Genomic DNA, 24,415 nt, shown 5'->3' on the forward strand with positions numbered 1-24,415 from the left:
GTCCCGCAATCGGCAAGGACACCGCCCCAGGACGTTGGTCGGTAGCTGCGTAACAAGCTGGCCGTCTCGCGAGTTGCATTGGCCTGCTGATGCGGGTCGCAGAATTACATGTGAGCTAGCGAAGTAGAAGCATTGCTTGCACCATGCCCACCGACCATCTCGACCGGCCCTTGCCCGCCCACCGTCGCGGGACCTTACGCGGCATGGATGCCGCGTAAGGGCTTACAGGGACGTACTTGCAGCGTGTCCCGCGATGGTGGGCGGGCAAGGGCCCTGCAGAAAACTCGCGGGTTGGTCGCTCTACAACTCTTCGCACCGTTCAATCGCCTCTCAAGGCGAACGGGAGATTGCAAATCAGTGCCGTTCGGCACTACAAAGCCCGCATTGGCCCAACACGCGATGCCTCACCACAACACGCCATCCACCGGCTGCATCGGCTCCGGCGCTTGCTCACCGATGGCCTGAAGCGCATCGATCTCCACCGTGCGGCACATGGTGTCCAGCGGCAGGTCATGGATGGTGTTGGCGAACGGGTCGACCAGCTCATCGCCGATCTTGAGCACCGCCAGGAACATCAAGCCGGCCACTGTCGATCCCACCGGGGTGGCGTACTGCAGCGTTTCCACCAGGCCGATCGGCAACAGCACGCAGAACAGCCGCGTAAACAGGTTCGGATAGAAGCGGTATTGATACGGCAACGGCGTGTTTTTCAGCCGCTCCATGCCGCCTTGCGCGTTGGCGATATCCACCAGGATGCGCTCGACGCTGGCCTGCTGGATGCTATCGATCCAGCCAGCGCGACGCGCCTGTTCCACTGCGCGGCCTGTCGTGTCGAGCAAGCCATTGGCCACGTTCGTGCGGGTGATCACCGCTGCTACTTCGTCGGCCTCCAGCCGCGGCTCCAGTGCCATCGCCACCGGCAGCCGCCGCAACTGGCAACGCAATGCGTTGACGTAGGCGACCTGACGCAGCGCGATCGTGCGCCCCAACGCTGCAGCTTCCGGCGCAGACAGGATGCTGACGCTCAAACGCACCAGGTTGCGCGATGCATTGATCATCTGCCCCCACAGCACCCGCCCTTCCCACCAGCGCTGATAGGTGGAATTGGCGCGGAAGCCCAGGAACAACGCCAGTGCCGAACCGAAGATGGTCAACGGCAATGCCGGCGCGCGGAACGGCAGCACGTAATAGATGATCGTGATCAACACGTCCCAGACAAACAACACCGCCAGGGTCCGCCAGACCTGACTGACTACATCCGCCACACGCGGTTTGACATCGATGATCAAAGGCTCACTCCCTCACTGAAACGAGTTTCGCCATGGCGCGCATCCAGCGCATGGATGCCATCGATAGCGCACTCAAGCGTGGCGAGTGTGCCGTTGCGGCGGTGCAAGCACGGTGACGGGGCGGCCGAACGCCTTCCCTCGCCGCAGCGAAACACGCTGCGCGATCATCAGTCGGTCGTGGACGATACCCGGAATCGACCTACATCGCCCTTCCAGGTCCGACGCCTTCTCACCGCATGCGCAACTGCCCGGCCATCGCTCGCGATACGGTGTTGGCTTCGCTCAGGGCATCCAGGCCAGCAACTGATCCAGGCGCCGATGCGGGTCGTCCTGTTGCAACAGCGACAAGCGTTGCTGTTCGGTCAGCGGCAGCAATTCGGCCAGCCGCCAGCCCACCCACGCGGACTGATCCAGCAGCCCTGGACCGACCGATGCGAATTCGCCGCCCACCTGTTCGAGCATGCGCTCGAGCACGGTTGCCAACAGGCTGTGCTCGGGCCGCAATTCGTCGTCGGGGTCGGGCTCGCACCAGCTCACCTCGCCCACCACCAGCCCGTTGTCGCGGATGCGCGAGCGCTGCACATGAAAGCGACGCGTGCCGCGCAAGCGCAGCACCAGTACGCCATCGGCGCCCACATCGAAATCCTCGATGCGCACCTCGGTGCCGAACGCCGCCGGCGTTGCCGGCACGCCAACCTCGTTGCCATCCAGGATCAGGCACACACCGAAGCTGGTGCCGTTGCGTCCGCACTCGCGCACCAGATCCAGATAGCGGCGCTCGAACACGCGCAGCCCCATCGCCGCGCCGGGCAACAACACGCTGTGCAACGGAAACAGCGGCAAGGCGCTGGTGTCGGCCGTGGCGGGGGGCGATGCCATCACGACAGCTGCGCCAGGAAGCGACGCGGCGCGCCATCGAACCCGCCATTGGACATGAACACCACATGGTCGCCCGGCTGCGCGATGTCGCCCAGCGTCTGCAGTAGCGCCTCCACGTCATGCGCCACGTGCGCCTGCCCGCGCACCTGCGCGATGATCGGCGCCGCATCCCATGGCAATTCGGGGCGATGCAGAAACACCACCGCATCGGCATCGTGCAGCGACGGCGCCAGCGCCTGCGCATGCGCACCCAACCGCATCGAATTGCTGCGCGGCTCCATCGCCACCAGCACGCGCGCCGCACCCACCTTCGCACGCAGCCCCTGCAACGTGGTCGCAATGGCGGTGGGGTGATGGGCGAAGTCGTCGTAGACCGTGATATCGCGCGCCTGCCCCAACACTTCCAGGCGGCGTTTGACGCTGTGAAAGTGCGCCAGCGCCGGCATCACCGTTGCCGGGTCCACGCCCACCGCATGCAGCGCCGCCAGCGCGGCCAGTCCGTTGAGCACGTTGTGCCGCCCGACCAGCGGCCACTGCACCTGGCCGATCTCCACGCCGCGATGGGACACCGCAAACACGCTGCCATCGGCGGCAATCAGGCGCGCGCTCCACTCCAGCGCCGCATCGAAGCCGAAGCGCTCCACCGGCGTCCAGCAGCCCATGGCCAAGACCTCGGCAAGCCGCGCGTCTTCGCCATTGACGATCAGACGCCCACGCGCCGGCACGGTACGGACCAGATGATGGAATTGGCGCTGGATGGCGCCCACGTCAGGAAAAATATCCGCGTGGTCGTACTCCAGGTTATTGAGGATCGCCACCAGCGGCCGGTAGTGCACGAACTTGCTGCGCTTGTCGAAGAATGCGGTGTCGTATTCGTCGGCTTCCACCACGAACTCGCGCCCCTGCCCCAGCCGCGCCGACACGCCGAAGTCCTCGGCCACGCCGCCGATCAAAAATCCCGGCGCGCGGCCGGCCGCCTCGAGCAGATAGCTCAGGATGGTGGTGGTGGTGGTCTTGCCATGGGTGCCGGCAACCGCCAGGGTGTCGCGGCCCGGCAGCACCTGCTCGGCCAGCCATTGGGCACCGGAGGTATAACGGCGGCCAGCATCGAGTACCGCTTCCACTGCCGGGTTGCCGCGCGACAAGGCATTGCCGATGACCACCTCGGTGGCGTCTGCCGAGATATTGGACTGCGCGTAGCCCTGGGCCAGCGCGATGCCGAGCGTTTCCAGCTGGGTGGACATCGGCGGATAGATGGCCTGGTCGCTGCCTTCTACCTGCCAGCCCAGTTCGCGCGCCAGGGCGGCCACACCGCCCATGAAAGTCCCGGCGATGCCGAGGATGTGGAGTTTGCTCATGCCGCATATTGTCGCCGATCACTGCAGTTGCAGGACATTCCGATCGGCACCGGGTGCAGCTGTCGGGAAACTCCTACCGTACTGTCGGGAATTTCCCGATATGCGAACTGCGTCACATCCCTCACTATGCTGAACGCCAGTCGCAGCACCCTTTGGTTCTACTCCCCAAGAGACCAAATCCCCAGGGAGCTCATGCTGTCGGGGCTCTGAGCAAGCTCACTACTGGCGTTATTCTGCCCCGGTCATCTCGTATGGCCGGGGTTTTTCTTTGCTGGGATCTGGATCTGCAGACGACGCGGCCAACGGGCGCGCGGTGAACAGGACCGGGCATTGCGCCCGGCCCGGGTGACTCAGCGGCCGAGCGCCTTGCTGATACGCTCCAGCACCTCGTCCAGCGACCCAACGCCATCGACGCGCGCCAACTTGCCGCGCTGCTCGTAGAAGCCGATCACCGGCGCGGTGGAATCGGTATAGACCTGCAGACGCTTGCGCACCGATTCCGGGTTGTCGTCCTCGCGGCCTTCGGCCTTGGCACGCCCGGCAATGCGCTCGACCAGCAATTCGCTGGCGACGTCCAGCTGCACCACTGCATCCAGTGGCTGACCGATCTTGCTGAGCAGGCTGTCCAGCGCATTGGCCTGGGCCACATTGCGCGGATAGCCATCGAGGATGAACCCCTTGGCGACATCGGCCTGACCGAGCCGCGCCTCCAGCATGCCGAGCAGGATGTCGTCGGACACCAGGTCGCCCCGTGCCATGACTTCCTTGGCCTTCAGGCCGAGCGGCGAACCGGCGGCCACTTCGGCACGCAGCAGGTCGCCGGTGGAAATGTGCGGGATTTCAAACGTGTCTTTGAGACGTGTCGCCTGGGTGCCCTTGCCCGAACCGGGCGGTCCCAACAGAACCAATCGCATCAGTGGACTCCACTTTCGAATAAAAACGCGTTGCGGTTGGCGGCGTTAGACTCAAGCCTTCGCCGGCGCTGACCGTATGGTCGTGCAGCTTACCCCATCCGGGGAATGTCCCGGCACTGTCCCCTGCGCCATGTTTCCATGTGAGGAGCCCGTCCCCCTATGTCCACTGGCAACTTGTTGTATGCCCAATCAGGCGGCGTCACCGCCGTCATCAACGCGACCGCCGCCGGCGTCATCACCGAAGCGCGCGCGCGCAGGATCAAGGTCCTGGCTGCCCGCAACGGCATCCTGGGCGCGCTGCGCGAGGAGCTGATCGACACCTCCAAGGAATCCGCTGCAGCGATCGCCGCCTTGGCGCAGACACCCGGCGGTGCGTTCGGCTCGTGCCGCTACAAGCTCAAGTCGCTGGAACAGGACAGCGCCAAGTACGAACGCCTGCTCGACGTGTTGCGCGCGCACGACGTGCGCTGGTTCCTCTACAACGGCGGCAACGATTCGGCCGACACCGCATGGAAGGTGTCGCAGCTGGCCAAGGCCTACGGCTACCCGCTGCACTGTATCGGCGTGCCCAAGACCATCGACAACGATCTGGCGGTGACCGACACCTGCCCCGGCTTCGGTTCGGCGGCCAAATATACCGCGGTGTCCGTGCGCGAGGCTGCGCTGGATGTCGCCGCGATGGCCGATACCTCCACCAAGGTCTTCATCTACGAAGCGATGGGCCGTCACGCCGGCTGGCTGGCCGCCGCCGCCGGCCTGGCCGGCCAGGGTCCGGACGAGGCACCGCAGATCATCCTGCTGCCCGAGCGCGCCTTCGATCAGGCCGCGTTCCTGGCCAAGGTCAAGCAAGTGGTGGAGAAGGTGGGTTGGTGCGTGGTGGTCGCCAGCGAAGGCATCCAGGACGCACATGGCCGTTTCGTCGCCGACGCCGGCGGCGCGACCGACTCGTTCGGCCATGCGCAACTCGGCGGCGTGGCCTCCTTCCTGGCCGCCCAGGTCAAGCAGGAGCTCGGCTACAAGGTGCACTGGACGCTACCCGATTACCTGCAACGCTCCGCACGCCACCTCGCCTCCAAGACCGACTGGGAGCAGGCCCAGGCCGTCGGCAAGGCAGCGGTGCAATACGCACTCAAGGGCATGAACGCGGTGATCCCGGTGATCGAACGCGTCAGCGACGCTCCCTATCGCTGGAAGATCGTGCCGGCCCCGCTGCACAAGGTGGCCAATCACGAAAAGAAGATGCCGCCCAGCTTCCTGCGCAAGGACGGCTTTGGCATCACCGAGCGCGCCCGCCGCTACTTCGCCCCGTTGATCAAGGGCGAAGCTCCGCTGGCCTACGGCAACGACGGCCTGCCCAAGTATGTGACCTTGAAGAATGTGGCGGTGGCGAAGAAATTGCCGGTGTGGGAAGGCTGAGCGACCCTGCCGCGCGCCCTCGCTAGCGCATCTGTGTGAGGACGCTCATACCGGCCGCCCCTGGGCAGTCTGCGGAATCTCCAACGGCAGTGCTCCATAAAGCAGTCAACCGCCGCCAGGAGGCGGTTGCCGTTGGAGCCACTTTACATAGGGAATCTCCTGATTGCCGTGCAGGAGGTCGCTGACTGACACGTGCGCACATGCCTTTCGCTGTCGCAGTGCGCGGCATGGTTCGGAATGCAGACCACCGCGTTCGAAACACGACAGGACCTGGCTTCAATGAGCCGGCAGAGCGCGTGCACATGGAAGCCAGGCGCTGCCGCCTTGCGCTGAGGCAAGAAAGATCACGGCGACATTGCCAGATTGACCCCCAATGTGATCCATCCGCGTGGTGCCGCTACGTGATCACGCCCGACCACCAGGTCGACGCTGGACGCCCTGCCCATCAGCCGGCGCATGCCAATTTGTGCGCCCCACCCGTTGCGATCGTCTCCGGATGCTTCGGCCAATACTGTCCATTTGGGTGTGAGTACCTGCTCCAGACCGGCCCCTGCAGTGGTGGCATCGGACCCGGCATGCAGTGCGACCAGACCAAGATTGACGTGCATCCGCGTGGCCCCATCGGCGCCAAACGACCACGTCAGCGGAACGGTGAGATAACTCGCGCGTTGCTGCGGGTCCTGCCAGTCGCGCTGCAGCCCGACCGCGACTGCCAGCCCCCAGACATGCTGCTCTGGATCGCGCAGCATGTGCTTGGCTCCGATATCGAGCGCAGCAGATCCATGCCGGACATCGGTGATTCCTACGGAAAATTCCGTGCCCAGGACATTGCAGGCAGGTACCGCCGTGGCCGATGCACCACCCGGCGTTGCACGCCACCAAGCTTCCAGCTGGCATTGCCCACGTGGCGTGACGCCGGCATCGTCGACCACCATGCTCGCCGCTGCGCGCACCGGCACCGGGTGACACAGTGCGAAGAAGGCAAGCAGGCCCGGGGAATAACGCAATACCTTCATAGACGTTCTCAAAAATCAGCGCAGCTGCTACGCGACTGGGTACAGCACTGAGCGCAGCGACAAATCGTCGTCGGCATGCATCGGATGCAGGTGACTGGCGTGCCGGATCGGGAGTGTACGCGTGGCGCATGGCAAAGCCGATTACTGCCGCAGGAAACCGAGCCTCGCGCAGCTGCTTGGCAGCGCCCGGGGTCGCTGCAAATACGCAGCACAGGCACCACGCGCAAGTGCACGCCGGCGCGACCGCCCCTTTCACGAATTTGGGCGATTCTTGCTCAAAATTCGAGCGATTCTTGGATCGCTGTGTCTAACGCGGATGCGCAAACAAGACCGCCGGCATCGGTAGCAACACCGGCGAGCACTCTCTATCGATACGTCAACTGCATGGCATGCCGCTGGCGGGCGTCATGCCATGCGAAGGTCCGTACCCCTCATACAGCCGTAGCGTCCCGGCATCGATGCCGCATGTGTCACTGGCAGGCCTTGCCTTCCATCGTCTGCTGCGCGGCGAACATTGGCACCTGCGGGATCTTGCCGGCAGCGGCCTGTTGCTTCGCATCTTCCAAGTAGATGCGTGACTGGCCTTGCCCGTCGAGCTGCGGCTTGGCATCCACCGGCTTGCGCCACACGCGCACGACCGCCTGTTGACTTGGGCAGGCTGCGCTTGGGACGCGGATCACGTCGTTGAAGATCCAGCCCGACGCGACACTGGGCGCCGCCTTGGCGTAGTCCACAACGCGCGCGCGCGGCTGACAGGTGGGGCTGCTGCGCACTACCGAAAACGTATAGGGCTGTGCAGCATTGCCGGTGAACACACCTTCCAGGCGTGCACAGGCTTCTGGAATCTGCCGCAAGGTGTGCACCGCACCAACGGCTTGCGCGGTACCAGCCGGGCGGGCCTTCAACTCTGGCGTTGGCTCTGCAGCGCACGCGCTGCCGGTGAGCAGCATGGCCAGCACAGCGGCGTACCTGGACGCGGCATCGTTCGACATAAGTTACTCCTGGATCGGCTCGATCACGTTGGCCGCAGGCTGTCATGTCGCGACTGAACGACGCGCCAAAGCCGCGGTGGTGGCACCCCTGCAAGCCGCGGCGCATACTCGGCCGCGATCCGGCCATCATGAACATCGCGACGCGCATTACGGCCCTTGGGCCGTCGAGACCGTATTCGCACCCCACTCGTTGCGTGCGCCGCCCTTGGTTCATCCCGACCGGATGACATCCATTCTCTTGGGAGGGGTCATGCTGGAACACTACGGGTTAGGGCTTGCGTTGGGCTGCGCGGTATTGGCAATTTTGTACGGGATCGTCTCGGCGCGCTGGGTGGTCGCGCAACCGAGCGGCAACGCACGCATGCAGGAGATCGCAGCGGCGATCCAGGAAGGGGCGCGCGCATATCTCAATCGGCAGTACCTCACGATTTCGATCGCTGGCGGCGTGCTGTTCGTCTTGGTCGGACTATTCCTGAGCTGGTACACGGCGATCGGCTTCGCGCTCGGCGCGGTCCTGTCGGGCCTGGCTGGCTATATCGGCATGAACGTCTCGGTGCGCGCCAATGTGCGCACCGCGGAGGCCGCACGGCACGGCATCGGCCGCGCGATGGATGTCGCGTTCCGCGGTGGCGCGATCACCGGCATGCTGGTGGTGGGCCTGGGGTTGCTGGGGGTGGCCGGCTACTACGCAGTGCTGCAGGCCTTGGGGCTGCCGCTGGAGCAGAACCTGCACGCACTGGTCGGCCTGGCGTTCGGCTCCTCGCTGATCTCGATCTTCGCGCGCCTGGGTGGCGGCATTTTCACCAAGGGGGCGGATGTAGGGGCAGACCTGGTCGGCAAGGTAGAGGCCGGCATTCCCGAAGACGACCCGCGCAATCCTGCAGTGATTGCCGACAATGTAGGCGACAACGTGGGCGACTGCGCCGGCATGGCAGCGGATCTGTTCGAGACCTATGCGGTGACCGTGATCGCCACGATGCTGCTCGGCAGCCTGACCCTGGCCGAGACCGGGCCGCATGCCGTGCTGTATCCGCTGGTGTTGGGCGGCGTGTCGATCATCGCCTCGATCGTGGGCGCGGCTTTCGTCAAGGTCAAAGCAGGCGGCTCGATCATGGGGGCGCTCTACAAGGGCGTGATCGTTTCCGGCGTGCTGGCTGCGCTGGCCTATTGGCCGATTACCCAGAGCCTGATGCGCGACAACAGCCATGGCGCCGCCTCGCTTTATGCCTGCGCCTTGATCGGCCTGGTGCTCACCGGCCTGATCGTGTGGATCACCGAGTACTACACCGGCACCCAATACGCGCCGGTGCAGCATGTTGCCTCTGCCAGCACGACCGGACACGGCACCAACATCATTGCCGGCCTGGGCATCTCGATGAAGTCCACGGCGCTGCCGGTGATTGCGGTCTGTGCAGCGATCTGGGGCGCGTTCCATTTCGGCGGCCTGTACGGCATCGCGATCGCTGCCACGGCAATGCTGTCGATGGCCGGCATGATCGTGGCGCTGGACGCCTATGGCCCGATCACCGACAACGCCGGTGGCATCGCCGAGATGGCCGAACTGCCACCGGAAGTCCGCGCGATCACCGACCCGCTGGATGCGGTCGGCAACACCACCAAGGCGGTCACCAAAGGCTACGCGATCGGCTCGGCCGCACTGGCGGCATTAGTGCTGTTCGCCGACTACACCCACAACCTGCAGGCGGCCCATCCCACCGAGGTCTTCGCCTTCGATCTGTCCGACCACACGGTGATCATCGGTCTATTGATCGGCGGCCTGATCCCTTACCTGTTCGGCGCAATGGCGATGGAGGCGGTGGGCCGCGCGGCCGGCGCGGTGGTCGAAGAGGTCCGCCGTCAGTTCCACGAGATCCCCGGCATCATGGCCGGTACCGCCAAGCCGCAATACGACCGCGCGGTGGACATGCTGACCCGCTCGGCGATTCGCGAAATGATCGTGCCCTCCTTGTTGCCGGTCGTGGTCCCGATCGTGGTCGGGCTGCTGCTGGGGCCACGCGCCCTGGGCGGCTTGCTGATCGGCACCATTGTCACCGGACTGTTCCTGGCCATTTCGATGACCACCGGTGGCGGGGCCTGGGACAACGCCAAGAAGTACATCGAAGACGGGCATTTCGGCGGCAAGGGCAGCGAAGCGCACAAGGCGGCAATCACCGGCGACACCGTAGGCGACCCGTACAAGGACACCGCCGGGCCGGCGATCAATCCGTTGATCAAGATCATCAACATCGTGGCGCTGCTGCTGGTACCGCTGTTGTAGCCAGGCATGGCCGCATGGATCTGGCACCTGCGGCCGTGCGGCCGCAGGTACTGGAGGCAGGCCTGCCTAAGGCGTCGGGCGAGACGACCGCCAGTGCCTTCTCAGCGACCAGCATCACCGGCGATCGGGCGCTCCCGCGACGCTGCCAAGGCGCACAACGGTGACGACGGGGCAGGCAACTGCCCCGGCCCGGCATCACTCAAAGACAGCCGATCAAGCCGTCGTAGATCGGCGGCGCGCCGCCCGGCAGCGGTTCGAACAAGGGGTTGGTCACTGCCAGTACGCGGTACATCTCGTCCAGGCGGGTACCGGCTTTCAGCGGTGCGGTGCAGCGCCAGACGCGGCTGTCCGAGCGCAGGTAACCGCTGCGGGGATCCACGCTCACCTCGCTGGCACCGAAGGTCCAGATGCAGCTGCGCACTACGCCGGTGACGCGGTGGACCGAGCAGCGAAAGCGCAGCGGCTGGTAATCGCTGAATTCGCCTCCGCAGAATGTATCGCCGCAGATGTTGTCGAAATCGCGGTCCAGCCGCTGCTCCAGATCGATGAAGGCCTCCCAGCCCTCGGCATTGGCCGGCCAGTCGACCGCGTCCACGTAGGTCGGCGGTGGCGTTGCGGCAGCGGCCGCCTGGGTGGTGAGGGAGAGCAGCAGTACGACGAGCAAGCGTGCGAGTCTGGACATGACCTTTCCCGAGCAGTGGATGAGTCTGCAGCGTGCGCCGCGTCCCTGCCCACCACGATCAGCCGGCCGCCCGTTATGAATGCAGGCTATGCCGCATCCGGCCCTCAGAAGATTGCCCATTCAGTGTCGCTGCAGCGCAACAGCCGAACGCGTAGAATCGCGCTCCACACACTGCTGACGCCTCGGAGCTACCCGCATGGGCCTTGAACTGGTCACCTCTGGCAAGAATCTGCCGGAAGAAATCAACGTCGTCATCGAAATCCCCAAGGATTCCGAGCCGGTCAAGTACGAAGTGGACAAGGCCAGCGGTGCGATCTTCGTCGACCGCATCCTGTCGACCCCGATGCGTTACCCCTGCAACTACGGCTACGTGCCCAACACCCTGTGCGGCGATGGCGACCCGGCCGACGTGCTGGTGGTCCTGCCGCTGCCGCTGGTCCCGGGCTCGGTGGTGCGCTGCCGTCCGGTCGGCGTGCTGCGCATGAGCGACGAGGCAGGCAGCGACGAAAAGATCCTGGCGGTGCCGATCGAGAAGATCTTCTCCGGCTACGCGCACATCGAGGATATCAACCAGGTGTCCAGCCACTGGATGGAGCGCATCGGTCACTTCTTCGAGCATTACAAGGACCTGGAGAAGGGCAAGTGGGTCAAGCTCGACGGCTGGGGCGGCGCGGCCGAGGCCAAGCGCATTCTGGTCGAGTCGGTGGAACGCTATAATTCCGACGCGCCCTGAGCCGTTGGCCGTAACACTGCTTCGCAGGTGCGGAGCGACCGGGATCACGCTTTTGCCGTGATCCCGGTGACCGCCGTCGGTAGATTGGGTACATTGCCGAGCTGCGTTTGGCCGGCGCCCGCCGTCGGTGACTTCTGGGGAAGTGTCTTGCGTATTCTGTTTGTTGGGGACGAAGCCAGTCTTCCGTCCGACCTTGTCGAGTACGTCGCCGATCTCGGCGACCAGTGGCAGGCGCAGCAGGTGGCCGATGGAAATTCGGCGATCGAAGCTGCCGCGCTGTCGCCCTTCGACGCGGTCATCGTTGCCCCGGTGTTGCCGGACCTGACTGCCGCCACGTTGCTGGGGCAGATCCGCACGCTGCGCCCGGACACCATTCGCATCGCGCTGATCGATGCCCAGGACGGCCAGCGCACGCCGCCGGCCCGCATCATCGGCGTGGCGCACCGTTTCCTGCCGATGCCGCTGGCGCCGGAAGTATTGCTCGAAGCCGTCACCAGCCTGGAAGAACTGCGCGACCTGCTCAGCAATCCACGCCTGCGCGCGGCCATCGGACGCATCGAAAAACTGCCCTCGCCACCGCATCTGTATCTGAGCCTGATGCACGCCCTGGAAGAAGACGATGGCGCCGATGCGGCCGACATCGCCAAGCTCATCGCCGGCGACCCGGCGATCGCGGCCAAGGTGCTGCAGCTGTGCAATTCGGCGTTCTTTTCCGGCGGACGCAGCATCACCGACCTGCGCACGGCGGTAACCCGCCTGGGCGTGGCGACGCTGCGCGACCTGGTACTGGCCAGCGAAGTCTTCTCGGTGCAGACCCTGACCCCGGCCGAGCGTAGCGCGATGCAGCGCCGCGCCCTGCTGTCGTCGCGGCTGGCGGCGAAAGTGTTGCCGCCCACCAGCGCCGAACTCGGCTCCACCGCCGCCTTGCTGGCCGATATCGGGCTGCTGTTGCCGGGCGTACGCGACGAGCGCGAGCCGCCTGCCGAAGGCGGCGACGAGCGGCTGGGCCACACCGAAGCCGGCGCGTATCTGCTTGGTCTGTGGGGCCTGCCGATGCCGATCATCGAGGCGGTGGCGTTCCATCGCCATCCGCAGCGCTCCAGCCTGCGCAGCTTCTGGGTGACCGGCGCGGTGCATGTCGCCACGGCACTGGCCAGCGGCGAAACCGTGGACGAAGAGTACCTGTCCAAGGTTGGCGTGATCTCCCGCCTGCCGACCTGGCGCGAGCAGGCCGACACCTTGCTTGGCCTTGCCGAGGCTTGAGCGGCGGCCGTCAGGGGCAACGATTGCGGTAGCAAAAAAGGCGCGATGGACTCGCGCCTTTTTCTTTGGCCCTTTGTAGCCGCGTCATGACGCGAGTGGGATGCGTGATAGGCGTTATTGCCGACCTGCAACGTCAGGCGACGCGCATCGGGTTATCCACAGCGGACGATCCAGACCTGGAGACATCTGCGATCCGAGCCAGACCAAGGTTACGGCGATCGGACTCAAGACCCCGTAGCTGGGCAGTCGTAGACCACACACGCGTGTAAGGAGTCGTTTTTGTGGCATGCGCCTGCAGCTAGGCTCCGGCTCCAGTGCGTGCAGGTCGTTGTGGAGCGCGCCAGCTTTCCGGCGCTACACGGCCAACTTTGGCGACATGCACACACCGCGCATTGAACGCAGTCGACGACAGGCATAAAAAAAGCGGGCCTTTCGGCCCGCTTCTTCTTTCACGACGCTTCGATGATCAGAAGCGCTGGTTGTACTGCACGAACAGGAAGCGGTCGTAGTCCAGCATCGGATCGATTGCCGCAGTGCTGCTGTTGGTGATCGAGTAGGTCACCGGCGGCTGCTTGTTCCAGATGTTGCGGGCACCAACGGTCACGCTGCCATCCCACGGAGCCTGCCAGGTGACGGAGACGTCCTGATAGGAGATCGAGCCCTTCTTGTTGGAGCCTGTACCGCCGCCCCAGCCCGGATTCGGGGTCTGGTAGTTCGGGTTGTTGCACTCGATGCCTGCCGCTGCATCCCAGCAGTAATCACGGAAACCGCCGTAGTAGCGCAGGTTCCAGTTGGCCGACAGCGAACCCAGCGACCAGTCCAGGCCCAAGGTGGCACGCACGCGCGGGAAGTTCCAGTAGCCGGCAGAGTTTGCCCACTCGGCGCCAGCTTCTGCCTGCGACTTGTAGGTCGCCAGGTAGTTGGTGTCCAGGTTGACAGCGAACTTGCCGTAAGCGGTTTCCGGCATGCGGTAACGCACACCGAAGTTGTAGCCTTCGGTTTCCAGACGACCCAGGTTGACGTTGCCGCGGCTCAGCGTGGTGACCTGGCCGGTGACCGCGTCGCGACTGTAGTCGGCGCAGTAGCTGGCCAGATTGTTGAGGTAGCAGTTGTTCAACACATCATTGGCCGTCAGCGCGGTGATGATGTTGGAGATCGAAATGCGGTACCAGTCCAGCGAGAAGTCCAGGCCCTGCACCCAATGCGGGCTGTACACCATGCCCACGGTGCGGGTGATGCTGTACTCCGGCTCCAGCTCTGCATTGCCCACGCCCGAATTGAACGGCGCGTTGCCCTGCACGTCACGACGCGTGACCGGATTGCCGGCGCTGTCGGTCTGACGGAAACCCGCCGGCAGGCCTTCACCGGCGCAACGTGCTGCCACGCCTGCGTTGCCCAGCGAACCGAAGGTCGCATCGCACGGATCGGTGAAGGTATCGAACGTCTGCGAGCCGCCACCGAAGGTGTCCGACAGCGTCGGCGCACGGAAACCGGTGCCGTAGGTACCGCGCACCAGCAGGTCGTCGATCGGCTTCCAGGTGAAGCTGAACTTGCTGTTGGTGGTGTCGCCGAAGCGGCTGTAGTTGCTGTAACGCGCGGCCACGTCGAACGACAATTCCTTGGCGCCCGGCAGATCCTTCAGCACCGGAATCAACAGCTCCAGGTAGGCTTCGTTGGTCTGGTAGCGACCTTCGGTGGCCTGTGCAGCCAGGTCGGTGGTGTAACCGGCGCTGGACAGCTGATCGGGGTAGTCGTAGCCGCTGATTTCGCGGTGCTCGACGCCTGCGGCGAAGCCCAGCTCACCGGCCGGCAGATCGAACAGGCCACCGGTGATGTTGGCGGTCCACTGCTTGCTCAGGCTCTGCTGCGTGGATTGACCCAGCGCGTTGATGTACTGCAGCGCGTTCGGCGTGGAGGCCGACGGGCCACCCAGGATGTTGAACGGGGTGCACTGGCCCAGCGCATTGCTGGTACCCAACGCGATCGGAGCCGCTGCGGTACCGCACTGCACCTGACCCTGTGCATTGAGGAACGACGGACCCAGTGCCTTCTGCAATGCCAGCAGGTTGATGTTGCCGCGCGAAACCTGGGTCACATCGTACTTGTTGTAGTTGAAGCCCACGTCCCAGTTCCAGCCGTGGCTGCCAACGTCGAACACGCCTTCCAGCGCCGCATCGAAGTGCAGGGTCTTGACGTTGCTTTCGGTGGTGCGCGGCAGTTCAACCGTACGACGGAACCAGCTGTCGATGTCCTGGCCGATCGGGTTGTAGTAGCTGCTGCCACTGATGGCCACGGGGAACTGCGGCTGCGACGAGGCCTGCAGCGGGTAACCGGCGATCTGACGGTTCGAGTCGCGCTCGGAGTACATCGCGGTCGACTTGAAGGTCAGGCTGTCGGTCAGGTTGTAGCTGCCGGTGGTGAAGATCGACTTGTTGCGGCTGGACTGCTGCAACATCATCTGGTCGACGGAATTGAAGTAGTCGTCGGTGGTGATGTCGTTGTGGTAGTTGGCGATGTTGCGCGAATCCGCACCCACGCCACGGCCGTCGAACGAACCGGTGTGGTTGAGGATGTAGGTCTGGTCGTTTGCGGTGAAGCGGCCCCACGGGCCGGTTGCACTCAGACCATCTTCGATGTGGTTCGGGCCGGCCGAGTAACGGGTCAGCGTGCGATCCTTGGCCCACACCGGATCTTCGTTGGTGTAGTTGACGCCAAACACCAGCGAGGCCCGGTCGGTGGTGGTGCCGGCGGTAAAGGAGTACTGCTCCTTGGAACCGTCGCCACGACCGTTCTGGCCGAAGTACGCCGAGGCTTCTGCGCCGTCGTAGTTCTGGCGCAGGATGATGTTGACCACACCGGCCACGGCGTCGGAGCCGTAGATCGCCGAGGCACCGTCCTTCAGGACTTCGATGCGCTCGATCAGCGAGCTCGGGATGGTGGACATGTCGGTCAGGCCGTTCAGGCTGCTGGTCCAACGCTTGCCGTTCACCAACACCAGGGTACGGTTCTCATTGAGGTTGTACAGGTTGACGTACTGGCCGCCCTGTTCCGGATCGGAGGTCAGCACGGCAGCCTTGCTGTAGGTCTGCGTACCGGCGATCGACAGGTTCTGGAGGATGTCGCCAACGCTGACCAGGCCGGACTTCTGGATGTCTTGCTGCGAGACGGTGAACACCGGCTGTGCGGTTTCGACGTCGACCGAGCGGATGCGCGAGCCGGTGATTTCGATGCGGTCCAGCGTCGTGGTCGACGGGGCGGACTGCTCTTGTGCATTGGCGGCGAAAGCCGGCGTCAACGCGATCGCAATACCGGCGGGCAACAGGCCCAGCCGCACTGCGGAGGTGCGAAGGTTCATCAATCTCTCCAGGGTTCGTTAGTGGCGCGTTAAGCGCCCCCGTGCAAATTACGTTTGCGTGAACGCCATCGCTTTGCGCGTCACGTTCCGTGGCTTTGCCGAATCTGGCGGATTGGTCGTCTGGTCGCGATAACGCGATGCGGAGACGCCGAAACGCGCACGAAATGCGCGTGCGAAGCTGCAGCAGTTGTCGAATCCGCTGGCGGCCGCAACCTCACCGATCATCATGGAGGTATCGCGCAGCAGATCCGAGGCCCGCTCCAGGCGCAAGCGTGCCGACAACGCCTGCGGGCTTTCGTCGTACAGACTCTGGAATGTCTTGGACACATACCAGCTGGAGAAGTTGGTCAGCTGTGCCAGTTCGCTGATGCGCACCACACGGTCGCTGTTGCCTTCCAGATAAAGCCGGGCACGCTGCATGCGGCCGAATACCTGACGCCGGCGGCTGCGCGAGCGACCTGGACAGCGCTGCTCCTGCTCGACGAAGTCGCGCTGCATCGCGGCCAGATGCAGCAACAGCGGGCGCGCCGACGCGCTGCCGCTCTGCAACGCCGCACGGCGCCACAGCCGCAGCGCAATACGCAGGTCGCTGCGCGACAATTGGCTACGTCCCGGGTACAGCGTGGCGTCGGTCAGCTCGGCCAACGACTGCAGGCTGCCGCCATCCAGGCTGACGCCAACACACAACGCACTGCGATCCGCCTGCACGGTGGGATGCGAATCCTTGTCGAAGGCGATCCAGTCGCCGGCACGCAGCCGGAAGCGGCCCTCCTTGGACTCCACCCAGGCACGGCCACGCAACTGTACCCATAAGGTGAATGTCGCAGCGGCGGCGCGAATGCTGCCCAGACGCGAGACCGCCAGACAGGTGGTCGATGTCGAATCGCTGGCACCGTCCAGGCACAGTGCGAGTCCGCGATCGGCAGTGATGACCTGTTGCATGTTGGCAGCCCCCTGTACAAAAGAGGGCGTAGTGTTTTGCCGAATCTGGCGTGAGTCAGGAGGTTTCGACGAAAGTCTGCCGAAATTGCCACGAAACCTTTCCGAAGGAGTTACGAAGCCACTTTTCTCAACATCATCAACACGTTGGAAATGAATCCGACCGGCATCGATGGATGCTCCGGCAGCGGCATGTAGGCGATTGCGCTGCCATCTTCTTCGGCCAGCGCCAGATACATCGCGTCGCTGCGCTGATCCAGGCTGAAACCGTTGATGGTGGTGAACTTGGCCGCATCCAGGCACTGCGCCCGGCCGCCGCCAAGGGTGCTGTCGTGTGTCGCGCAACTGTCAGTGGACGACAGGTAATGCACCTGACCCTGGGCTCCCGGCGCCCAACTGCGATAACGCCAGCGCGATGGTTGCTGCGCGTCGACCGGTTGTACGGTGTCGGCGGCCAGGGTCGGCGCAATTTGCCATAGCCCTGCCCCGCTCAGATGCGTAAACAGCACTTTGCCGCTGACGCGGTCCAGGCGCACTTGCGAAACATCCTGCAGCGTAGCCAGCGCACGCCAAGGACTGGCGCTGCGGTCGTACAGCGTGGCAAAGCTATGTCCATCGTCGGCCGCAGCAACGACCAGCACGCGATTGGGATCGGGAAGATGGATGGCCTGCAAGGGCCGCACCTGCGGCACCGGCAGACGCACCGCCTTGCCGGTGCCTGGCGTCACTTCGAACAATGCAGCGTGCCCATCGGCATCGCTGCCGCTGACCAGCACCTGCCGCGAGTCGGCCGACCAGTCGGCAGCCTGTCGCGCGTCCGGGCGAATCCCTTCGATCAACCGCATCGAGCCAGGTTTGCCGACATCGCCCCACCACAATCCGTACGCACCGGAACGATTGGACGCGAAGATGAGCTGACGCCCGTCGGGCGCGATCATCGGCTGGTCGTCGCGCCCACTGGAAGGAAACAGTCGACGCCGGATGTAACCACCGTTCATGGGATCGTGGATGACCTGATACACGCCGAATTGCGGCTTGCGCTGCACGAACACCAGATGCCCGCGTGCCACGTCCGGCGCCTGGGCGTCGTCCACACCCAGATCGTGCAGGCTGCGATCGACCAGATCGAGGCGATACAGCCGCGCTTCGCTATCCACGCGGCGCCCGAAGATCAGGCCGCTGCTGTCCGGCAGCCAGCTCCAGCCTCGGATATCGGCGTTGTCATGCGTCAATCGTTCCGCACTGCCGCCTTGGGCGGATATCCGCCAGAGGTCGCCCAACTGCGGATTGCGCAGGAACACGATCCATTGTCCATCCGGGGAATAGCGCGGTGCGTAGTCGAAGTCGGTCGGTTGCGCGCTGTAGGTCAATACCTGCCAGTGCCCGGTTTCGAGGTCCAGGCGCCGGATTCGCGGCGCGCCTTGCGCACCGGTCATGCTACCGAACAACAACGCACGGCCGTCGGGAGACCAGCTGAAACTGAGCATGTCCGCGCCATCGCAACGCACCACCTCACGCGCTGCGGACTGACCTGCCGCAGCGGCGATCATGATCCTGCAGCTGCCATCCGGCGCTTGCCGGGAGAACGCAATTTCGCGTCCATCCGGCGACCAGGCGGGCAGTCGGTCGGAGACGCCGGGTGCAGGCGTTTCCAGCACGCGCGGATATGCGTTGTCGGTCGTCTTGACCAGGATCGAGGTCCCTGGTCGATCGCTGGTCAGCGAGGCGTAGGCCACCATACTGCCGTCGGGCGACAGGCTGGGCGTGAGATCGAATCCGCCGCCCGCAGTGATGACCTGGTACGGCCGCTTGGGGCTGCCCGGAACAGCGGTGGACGTTGCGACATCGGTTGCCGGCGCGCGCAGCCACAGCGTGCGTGCCGCAAGGCCAAGCACCACTATCAGCGCCAGGCCCGCGAAGGCCAGAGCCATCCAGCGACGCCGGTGCGGCGTCACTGCCGCAGCAGGCGATGGCGTTGCCGCCTGGTATGGCAGGGAGTCATCGGTCTCAGCCGCAGCGCTGAGCTCATCTGTCGCCAGCGGTGCTTCCTGCGCGGACTGCTGCACGCCAGGCGGCTCCAGCGAGGACGGCGTCTGCGGCAGCGTCGCCGCGGCATCGGTGCGCGCCTCCCACGCCACCGGCGCCATCAGGCGATACCCGGTCTTGGCAATCGTCTCGATGTACTCGGACCGCTGGCTGCCGCTGCTGGCAAACGCCTTGCGCAGCTGCGTCACTGCCTGGGTCACCACATCGTTGCTGGGCAAGGTGTCCGGCCATACCTCGGCGAGCAACTGCTCGCGCGTCACCACCTGCCCCGGCTGTCGCGCCAGGGTCAGCAGCACGGCCAACGACTTGGGAGGCAAGCGCAACGCGCGCCTTGCGCCCGGTGCGTGCACTTCGCGCGAGGCAACGTCGACCACACACTGCCCGACACGCAGCCGGCCAGTTGGCATTGCAGTAGCAGAAGGAACACTCATCGGCAAAGACACGCGTCGGCATGCAAGGACTACAAAAACGCATCGCACTGAGTGCGAAACGCCAAATTCAGCAAAGGACCACGACCAACTGTGTCATGCATCCATTTGGTGCAAATTTTACTCTATGCCCCGTTGCTTCCTATAACGGGCAGCGACGTCAGGCTCTCTCTCTCTCGCCGACGAATTCAAATAATTACGATGTTTCCTTCGCGCCTTCTGGCGCGATTTTTTTATCTGCGATTCAGCTAAAACGCTGCAAACCCTTATCCGCTGTAACCGCTTGCAGCACGATCGCATCGCGGCACTTGCGCGCAGCGATGCGATCTGTACAGCCGAAGCTGAATTTTCGATAAGCGGGCCACGTGTTCCGGGCAACCTTAAGCAGGCTTGTGGCCTATGAGGCGCGATAAACCTGCGCTCCCTGCGCCAGAAACTGCGACGCCTTTTCTTCCATGCCAGCCGCCAAGGCATGCGCTTCGCCCATGCCGTGTTCGGCCGCGTAGTCGCGCACGTCCTGGGTGATCTTCATCGAGCAGAAGTGCGGCCCGCACATCGAACAGAAATGCGCCAGCTTGTGCGCGTCCTTGGGCAAGGTCTCGTCATGGAATTCCTTGGCCTTTTCCGGATCCAGCCCGAGATGGAACTGGTCGTCCCAACGGAACTCGAAGCGCGCCTTGCTCAAGGCGTTGTCGCGCACCTGCGCACCCGGATGCCCCTTGGCCAGGTCCGCCGCATGCGCGGCGATCTTGTAGGCCATGATGCCGTCGCGTACGTCCTGCCGGTTGGGCAATCCAAGATGCTCCTTGGGCGTGACGTAGCAGAGCATCGCGGTGCCGAACCAGCCGATCATCGCCGCACCGATCGCCGAGGTGATGTGGTCGTAGCCGGGCGCGATATCGGTGGTGAGCGGCCCCAAGGTATAGAACGGCGCCTCGCCGCATTCGCGCAGCTGCTTGTCCATGTTCTCCTTGATCAGCTGCATCGGCACATGCCCAGGCCCTTCGATCATGGTCTGCACGTCGTGCTTCCAGGCAAGCTTGGTCAACTCGCCCAGCGTTTCCAGTTCACCGAACTGCGCAGCATCGTTGGCATCGGCAATGCAGCCCGGGCGCAACCCATCGCCCAGCGAAAACGCCACATCGTAGGCCTTCATGATCTGGCAGATGTCTTCGAAGTGGGTATAGAGAAAATTTTCCTTGTGGTGCGCCAGGCACCACTTGGCCAAGATCGACCCGCCGCGCGAGACGATGCCGGTGACGCGCTTTGCAGTCAGTGGCACGTAACGCAGCAGCACACCGGCGTGGATGGTGAAATAGTCCACGCCCTGCTCGGCCTGCTCGATCAAGGTGTCGCGGAAGATTTCCCAGGTAAGCTCTTCCGCACGCCCGTCGACCTTTTCCAGCGCCTGGTAGATCGGCACCGTCCCGATCGGCACCGGCGAATTGCGGATGATCCATTCGCGCGTTTCGTGGATGTGCTTGCCGGTGGACAGGTCCATCACCGTGTCGCCGCCCCAGCGGATCGACCACACCAGTTTTTCCACTTCTTCGGCAATGCCCGACGACACTGCGCTATTGCCGATGTTGGCGTTGATCTTGGTCAGGAAATTGCGACCGATGATCATCGGCTCGCTTTCCGGATGATTGATGTTGTTGGGCAGGATCGCGCGACCGCGCGCGATCTCCTCGCGCACGAAGTCCGGCGTGATGCGCTGCTGGATCGACGCACCAAACGATTCACCTGGATGCTGCTTACGCAGCATCGCGTCGCTCACCGCTTCCAGACGCTGGTTTTCGCGAATCGCCACGAACTCCATTTCCGGCGTGACGATGCCGCGACGTGCGTAATGCATCTGGGTGACATTGGCGCCGGCACGCGCCACCCGCGGCAGGCGCCGGGCAGGAAAACGCACGGCGTCCAGGCGCGCATCGTGTTCGCGGCCGCGCCCGAAGTGCGAACTCAAGGTCTCCAGCGCCACCGTATCGCCACGTTCGGCAATCCAGTCGGCACGCAACGGCGCAAGGCCGGCAGCGAGATCGATTGCCGCCTGCGGGTCGGTGTAGGGCCCGGAGGTGTCGTAGACGCTGAGCGGCGCATTGTCTTCGCCGCCGAACAACGTCGGCGTGCGCGTCAACACGATCTCGCGCATCGGCACCTGCAGGTCGGCGCGCGAGCCGGGTACGAAGATCTTGCGGGACCCGGGAATCGGCTGGGTCACAGCCTCGGATAACGACTGGGCTTGTTGCTGCAAAACGGTAGGCGCGGCATTCATGGCGTTCGTCCTGTGTGCTGGTGACCAGCACCAATGGCGCTGGCTCTGCGAAGAAGTCGCAGTGCGGACGAAGCGGCGGCGCTCAACAGGACGACCGGTGCAGGCACCGGCCATCGCATCTTACGAAGCTTCCCTACGCCGGTATCAGCCGGATCAGGTTCGAAGGGACTATCTCAACCGCAGCGCACTGCGGTACCCCCACTTCGGCGGCGATTAAACCACATCGCCGCGAGCGGGCGCATGCGCGGTTGGCTGCACGGCGCACTGACCCGCCAAACGGACGCTGCGCGATGAACGCAGCCGTGCAGCTGACATGCCCAGACATTTTCGCGGCACATCGGCTGGCTAGCGTGGCCGCACAACAACCAGAAACCTGCTCTCTCTCCTTGCCGCCGCATTCCGGCGGCATTTTTTACGCCCTCTTGCAGCCGATGGCTGCGATTCGTTATCGTCGCGTGAAACAGGGGATGGACAACACGAATGCAATGGATGCAACGGTGTGCGTGGATGGCAGCAGTGTTGATCGGAGCGGCCGGACCTGGTGCAGCGGCTGAGCCGCTACCGGCAGAAGCCTTCGTCGAGTCCGGCCCGATTTCCTCGCCCGCGATGTCGCCGGATGGCAAGCATCTGGCGGTCAGCGCCGATCTTGGGGACGGCAGCTACGCGCTGGTGGTGTACCGCATCGCCGACATGCAATCCACCACCATGCTGCGCCTGCCACGCTACGAATTGCCGGTCCGCATCGCCTGGGTCAGCGATCGGCGCCTGGTGATCGGCAGGGGTCGCAAGCTCGGCTCGCTGGAAGAACCGGTGCCGATGGGCGAGATCATCGCCACCGACCTGGACGGCGGCAATCAGCGCTACGTCTACGGCTACCAGCAGAGCACCCGCAATGCCGGGCTGGAGCGCGGCTTCGGCTACATCGAAGGGCTGCCGAGCCGGCGCAACGGGCACTTCTACATGCGGCGGCTGTCGCTGGATTCGCGCCATTCGATGCTGTACGACGTGGATGCGAGTACCACCGCCCACCGGCTGATGGCCGACATCGACGTGCCGCGCCTGAGGTTTGTGCTCGACAACGCCGATGTGGCGCAGTACGCATACGGCACCGACGACAACGACAATTCGCTGCTGTTCCGCCGTAGCGGCAACGGCTGGACACCGCTGACGCAGGTCCAGGCCAATTGGCGTCCGATCGCCTTTGCCGAACAGCCCAATCGTGTCTATGGCTGGCACAGCGTCTCCGGCGGTCCGGCGGCACTGGTGTCCAGCGACCCGGACGGCCAGCAGCGCAGCGTGCTGGCATCCGACCCGTTCTACGACGTGGACGATCTGCAATGGGGACCGGCACCATTTGCGCCGTTCGCGGCACGACTGGGACCGGGCCAGCCGGCGCTGCGCTATGTCGCGCCCGACAGCGCACAGGCGCAGTTGCATCGCAGCCTCAGCGAGACCCTGGCCGGTCAGTACGTGGATTTCATCAACTTCACCGAAGATGGCAACGCCGTGCTGCTGAAGGCCTATAGCGACCGCGATGCCGGCGCCTGGTACATCTTCAATCGCCCGACCAATACGCTCAAGCTGGTCATCAAGGCCCGCAGCGCCCTGCCCGCGGCACGGATGAGCGAGCGGCGCATGGTGCGGTTCCAGGCCCGCGACGGGCTGACGCTGGACGGCGTGCTGACCGTTCCGGCAACGGCCGCCCAGGGTGCGCCACTGCCGATGATCCTGCTGCCACATGGCGGCCCGCATGCCGACGGCGATGGTTGGGCGTTCGACACCGATGCGCAATTTCTCGCCAGCCGCGGCTATCTGGTGCTGCAGGTCAACTACCGCGGCGGGCAGGGACGCGGCCATGACTTCGAACGTGCGGGTTATCGCCAGTGGGGCGAGCGGATCCAGGACGATCTGGTGGATGGCGTGCGTTGGGCGATCGACCAGGGCCTGGCCGATCGGTCGCGCATCTGCAGCTACGGCGCCAGTTTTGGTGCGTACGCGGCGATGATGGTGCAGGTGAAGGCACCGGAGCTGTTCCGCTGCGCGGTCGGTGTGGCCGGTATCTACGACCTGCAGATGATGTACACCAGGGGCGATATCAATCAGAGCGCGTACGGCACCAATTACCTGGAGCGCGTGATCGGCCGCGACGCCGCCGAGCTTGCCGCGCACTCGCCGGTTTCGCTGGCCCAACGCATCAAGGCGCCCGTGCTGTTGGTCCACGGTGAAGAGGACGAGCGTGCGCCATTTGCCCAGGCCAAGAGCCTGCGGGCTGCGCTGACCCGTAGCGGCAACGCGCCCGAATGGATGGCCGTGCCCAAGGAAGGCCACGGGTTTTACAAGGACGCCAACCAGATCGCCTTCTATCGCACCCTCGAACACTTCCTGGCCAAGCAGCTGGGCAACCCGACAACCGCATCGGCGGGCAGCCCGACGCCGGCCACACCGCAATAAGAGCGGCGAACAAAACCTAGCGAGCCGTCGTCAGCTGGGTGTGGGCGGCGCGGAGGAACCGGAGCGTACGGGTGGCACGCCACACCGAGCGCCGGCCGCGA

17 protein-coding genes, 1 other RNA gene and 1 riboswitch are annotated in these 24,415 nt (G+C 64.5%); of the genes, 6 read left to right on the forward strand and 12 right to left on the reverse strand.

The features are described 5' to 3' along the window. Window positions 1-404: 404 nt before the first annotated feature. The 4 genes from FHY19_RS05655 to FHY19_RS05670 form a co-directional block, all read right to left on the reverse strand. Window positions 405-1,289: a bestrophin family ion channel gene (locus tag FHY19_RS05655; protein ID WP_259156335.1), complete on the reverse strand. Its 885-nt coding sequence runs from the start codon at window positions 1,287-1,289 to the stop codon at window positions 405-407. 282 nt (window positions 1,290-1,571) lie between these two features. Continuing rightward, complete coding sequence (locus FHY19_RS05660; RefSeq protein WP_259162797.1) at window positions 1,572-2,168, reverse strand: LON peptidase substrate-binding domain-containing protein; 597 nt, start codon at window positions 2,166-2,168, stop codon at window positions 1,572-1,574. Then, a complete protein-coding gene (gene mpl / locus FHY19_RS05665; RefSeq protein WP_259164043.1) occupies window positions 2,168-3,535 on the reverse strand; it encodes a UDP-N-acetylmuramate:L-alanyl-gamma-D-glutamyl-meso-diaminopimelate ligase in 1,368 nt (455 codons plus the stop codon). The genes FHY19_RS05660 and mpl overlap by 1 nt, the downstream gene beginning before the upstream one ends. Before the next feature lie 341 nt (window positions 3,536-3,876). Next, window positions 3,877-4,440, reverse strand: a complete 564-nt coding sequence (locus FHY19_RS05670) for an adenylate kinase (protein WP_259156337.1) — start codon at window positions 4,438-4,440, stop codon at window positions 3,877-3,879. Window positions 4,441-4,599: 159 nt separating this feature from the next. Between FHY19_RS05670 and FHY19_RS05675 the strand changes: the two genes are divergently transcribed. Then, window positions 4,600-5,856 (forward strand): 6-phosphofructokinase, encoded by a 1,257-nt coding sequence (locus tag FHY19_RS05675; RefSeq protein WP_259162799.1) that lies wholly within the window; start codon window positions 4,600-4,602, stop codon window positions 5,854-5,856. 344 nt (window positions 5,857-6,200) lie between these two features. On the opposite strand, the gene FHY19_RS05680 is transcribed toward FHY19_RS05675, so the two are convergent. Then, entirely contained in the window at window positions 6,201-6,872 is a 672-nt protein-coding gene (locus FHY19_RS05680) for a hypothetical protein (RefSeq protein WP_259162801.1), read from the reverse strand. A gap of 470 nt (window positions 6,873-7,342) precedes the next feature. After that, entirely contained in the window at window positions 7,343-7,864 is a 522-nt protein-coding gene (locus FHY19_RS05685) for a hypothetical protein (RefSeq protein ID WP_259162803.1), read from the reverse strand. Between the two features lie 250 nt (window positions 7,865-8,114). Between FHY19_RS05685 and FHY19_RS05690 the strand changes: the two genes are divergently transcribed. Next, a complete protein-coding gene (locus FHY19_RS05690; RefSeq protein WP_259162808.1) occupies window positions 8,115-10,142 on the forward strand; it encodes a sodium-translocating pyrophosphatase in 2,028 nt (675 codons plus the stop codon). A gap of 199 nt (window positions 10,143-10,341) precedes the next feature. On the opposite strand, the gene FHY19_RS05695 is transcribed toward FHY19_RS05690, so the two are convergent. Continuing rightward, a complete protein-coding gene (locus FHY19_RS05695; RefSeq protein WP_259162810.1) occupies window positions 10,342-10,824 on the reverse strand; it encodes a hypothetical protein in 483 nt (160 codons plus the stop codon). Between the two features lie 196 nt (window positions 10,825-11,020). Here FHY19_RS05695 and ppa point away from each other — a divergent pair, with 196 nt between their 5' ends. Together ppa and FHY19_RS05705 are read left to right on the forward strand one after the other, a co-directional pair. Further along, window positions 11,021-11,557: an inorganic diphosphatase gene (gene ppa, locus FHY19_RS05700; protein WP_005990841.1), complete on the forward strand. Its 537-nt coding sequence runs from the start codon at window positions 11,021-11,023 to the stop codon at window positions 11,555-11,557. A 147-nt stretch (window positions 11,558-11,704) separates the two neighbouring features. Then, window positions 11,705-12,820, forward strand: coding sequence for an HDOD domain-containing protein (locus FHY19_RS05705; RefSeq protein WP_104612398.1), 1,116 nt, complete (start codon window positions 11,705-11,707; stop codon window positions 12,818-12,820). A gap of 466 nt (window positions 12,821-13,286) precedes the next feature. Here FHY19_RS05705 and FHY19_RS05710 read toward each other — a convergent pair whose 3' ends face one another. The 4 genes from FHY19_RS05710 to thiC all read right to left on the reverse strand — a co-directional run bounded on the left by FHY19_RS05710 (window position 13,287) and on the right by thiC (window position 21,863). After that, on the reverse strand, window positions 13,287-16,175 hold the full coding sequence (locus FHY19_RS05710) for a TonB-dependent receptor (protein ID WP_259162819.1): 2,889 nt from the start codon (window positions 16,173-16,175) through the stop codon (window positions 13,287-13,289). A 48-nt stretch (window positions 16,176-16,223) separates the two neighbouring features. After that, a complete protein-coding gene (locus FHY19_RS05715) occupies window positions 16,224-17,117 on the reverse strand; it encodes a helix-turn-helix transcriptional regulator (RefSeq protein WP_259162821.1) in 894 nt (297 codons plus the stop codon). A 110-nt stretch (window positions 17,118-17,227) separates the two neighbouring features. Beyond that, window positions 17,228-19,567, reverse strand: a complete 2,340-nt coding sequence (locus tag FHY19_RS05720; protein ID WP_259164049.1) for a winged helix-turn-helix domain-containing protein — start codon at window positions 19,565-19,567, stop codon at window positions 17,228-17,230. Window positions 19,568-19,985: 418 nt separating this feature from the next. Next, complete coding sequence (thiC, locus tag FHY19_RS05725; protein ID WP_259162827.1) at window positions 19,986-21,863, reverse strand: phosphomethylpyrimidine synthase ThiC; 1,878 nt, start codon at window positions 21,861-21,863, stop codon at window positions 19,986-19,988. Between the two features lie 112 nt (window positions 21,864-21,975). Continuing rightward, window positions 21,976-22,073: riboswitch (TPP riboswitch) on the reverse strand. A gap of 80 nt (window positions 22,074-22,153) precedes the next feature. Between thiC and FHY19_RS05730 the strand changes: the two genes are divergently transcribed. Both FHY19_RS05730 and FHY19_RS05735 read left to right on the forward strand, forming a co-directional pair. Continuing rightward, the gene (locus FHY19_RS05730) at window positions 22,154-22,417 is read left to right on the forward strand and encodes a hypothetical protein (RefSeq protein ID WP_259162830.1); all 264 of its coding nucleotides are present in this window, start codon (window positions 22,154-22,156) and stop codon (window positions 22,415-22,417) included. Then, window positions 22,371-24,314: a prolyl oligopeptidase family serine peptidase gene (locus tag FHY19_RS05735; RefSeq protein WP_259162833.1), complete on the forward strand. Its 1,944-nt coding sequence runs from the start codon at window positions 22,371-22,373 to the stop codon at window positions 24,312-24,314. The genes FHY19_RS05730 and FHY19_RS05735 overlap by 47 nt, the downstream gene beginning before the upstream one ends. 4 nt (window positions 24,315-24,318) lie before the next feature. Here FHY19_RS05735 and FHY19_RS05740 read toward each other — a convergent pair. Further along, window positions 24,319-24,394, reverse strand: a non-coding RNA gene (locus FHY19_RS05740) — sX9 sRNA. Window positions 24,395-24,415 lie beyond the last annotated feature (21 nt).

This window comes from Xanthomonas sp. 4461 (assembly GCF_024806475.1).
Classification (GTDB): Bacteria; Pseudomonadota; Gammaproteobacteria; order Xanthomonadales; family Xanthomonadaceae; genus Xanthomonas; species Xanthomonas arboricola_F.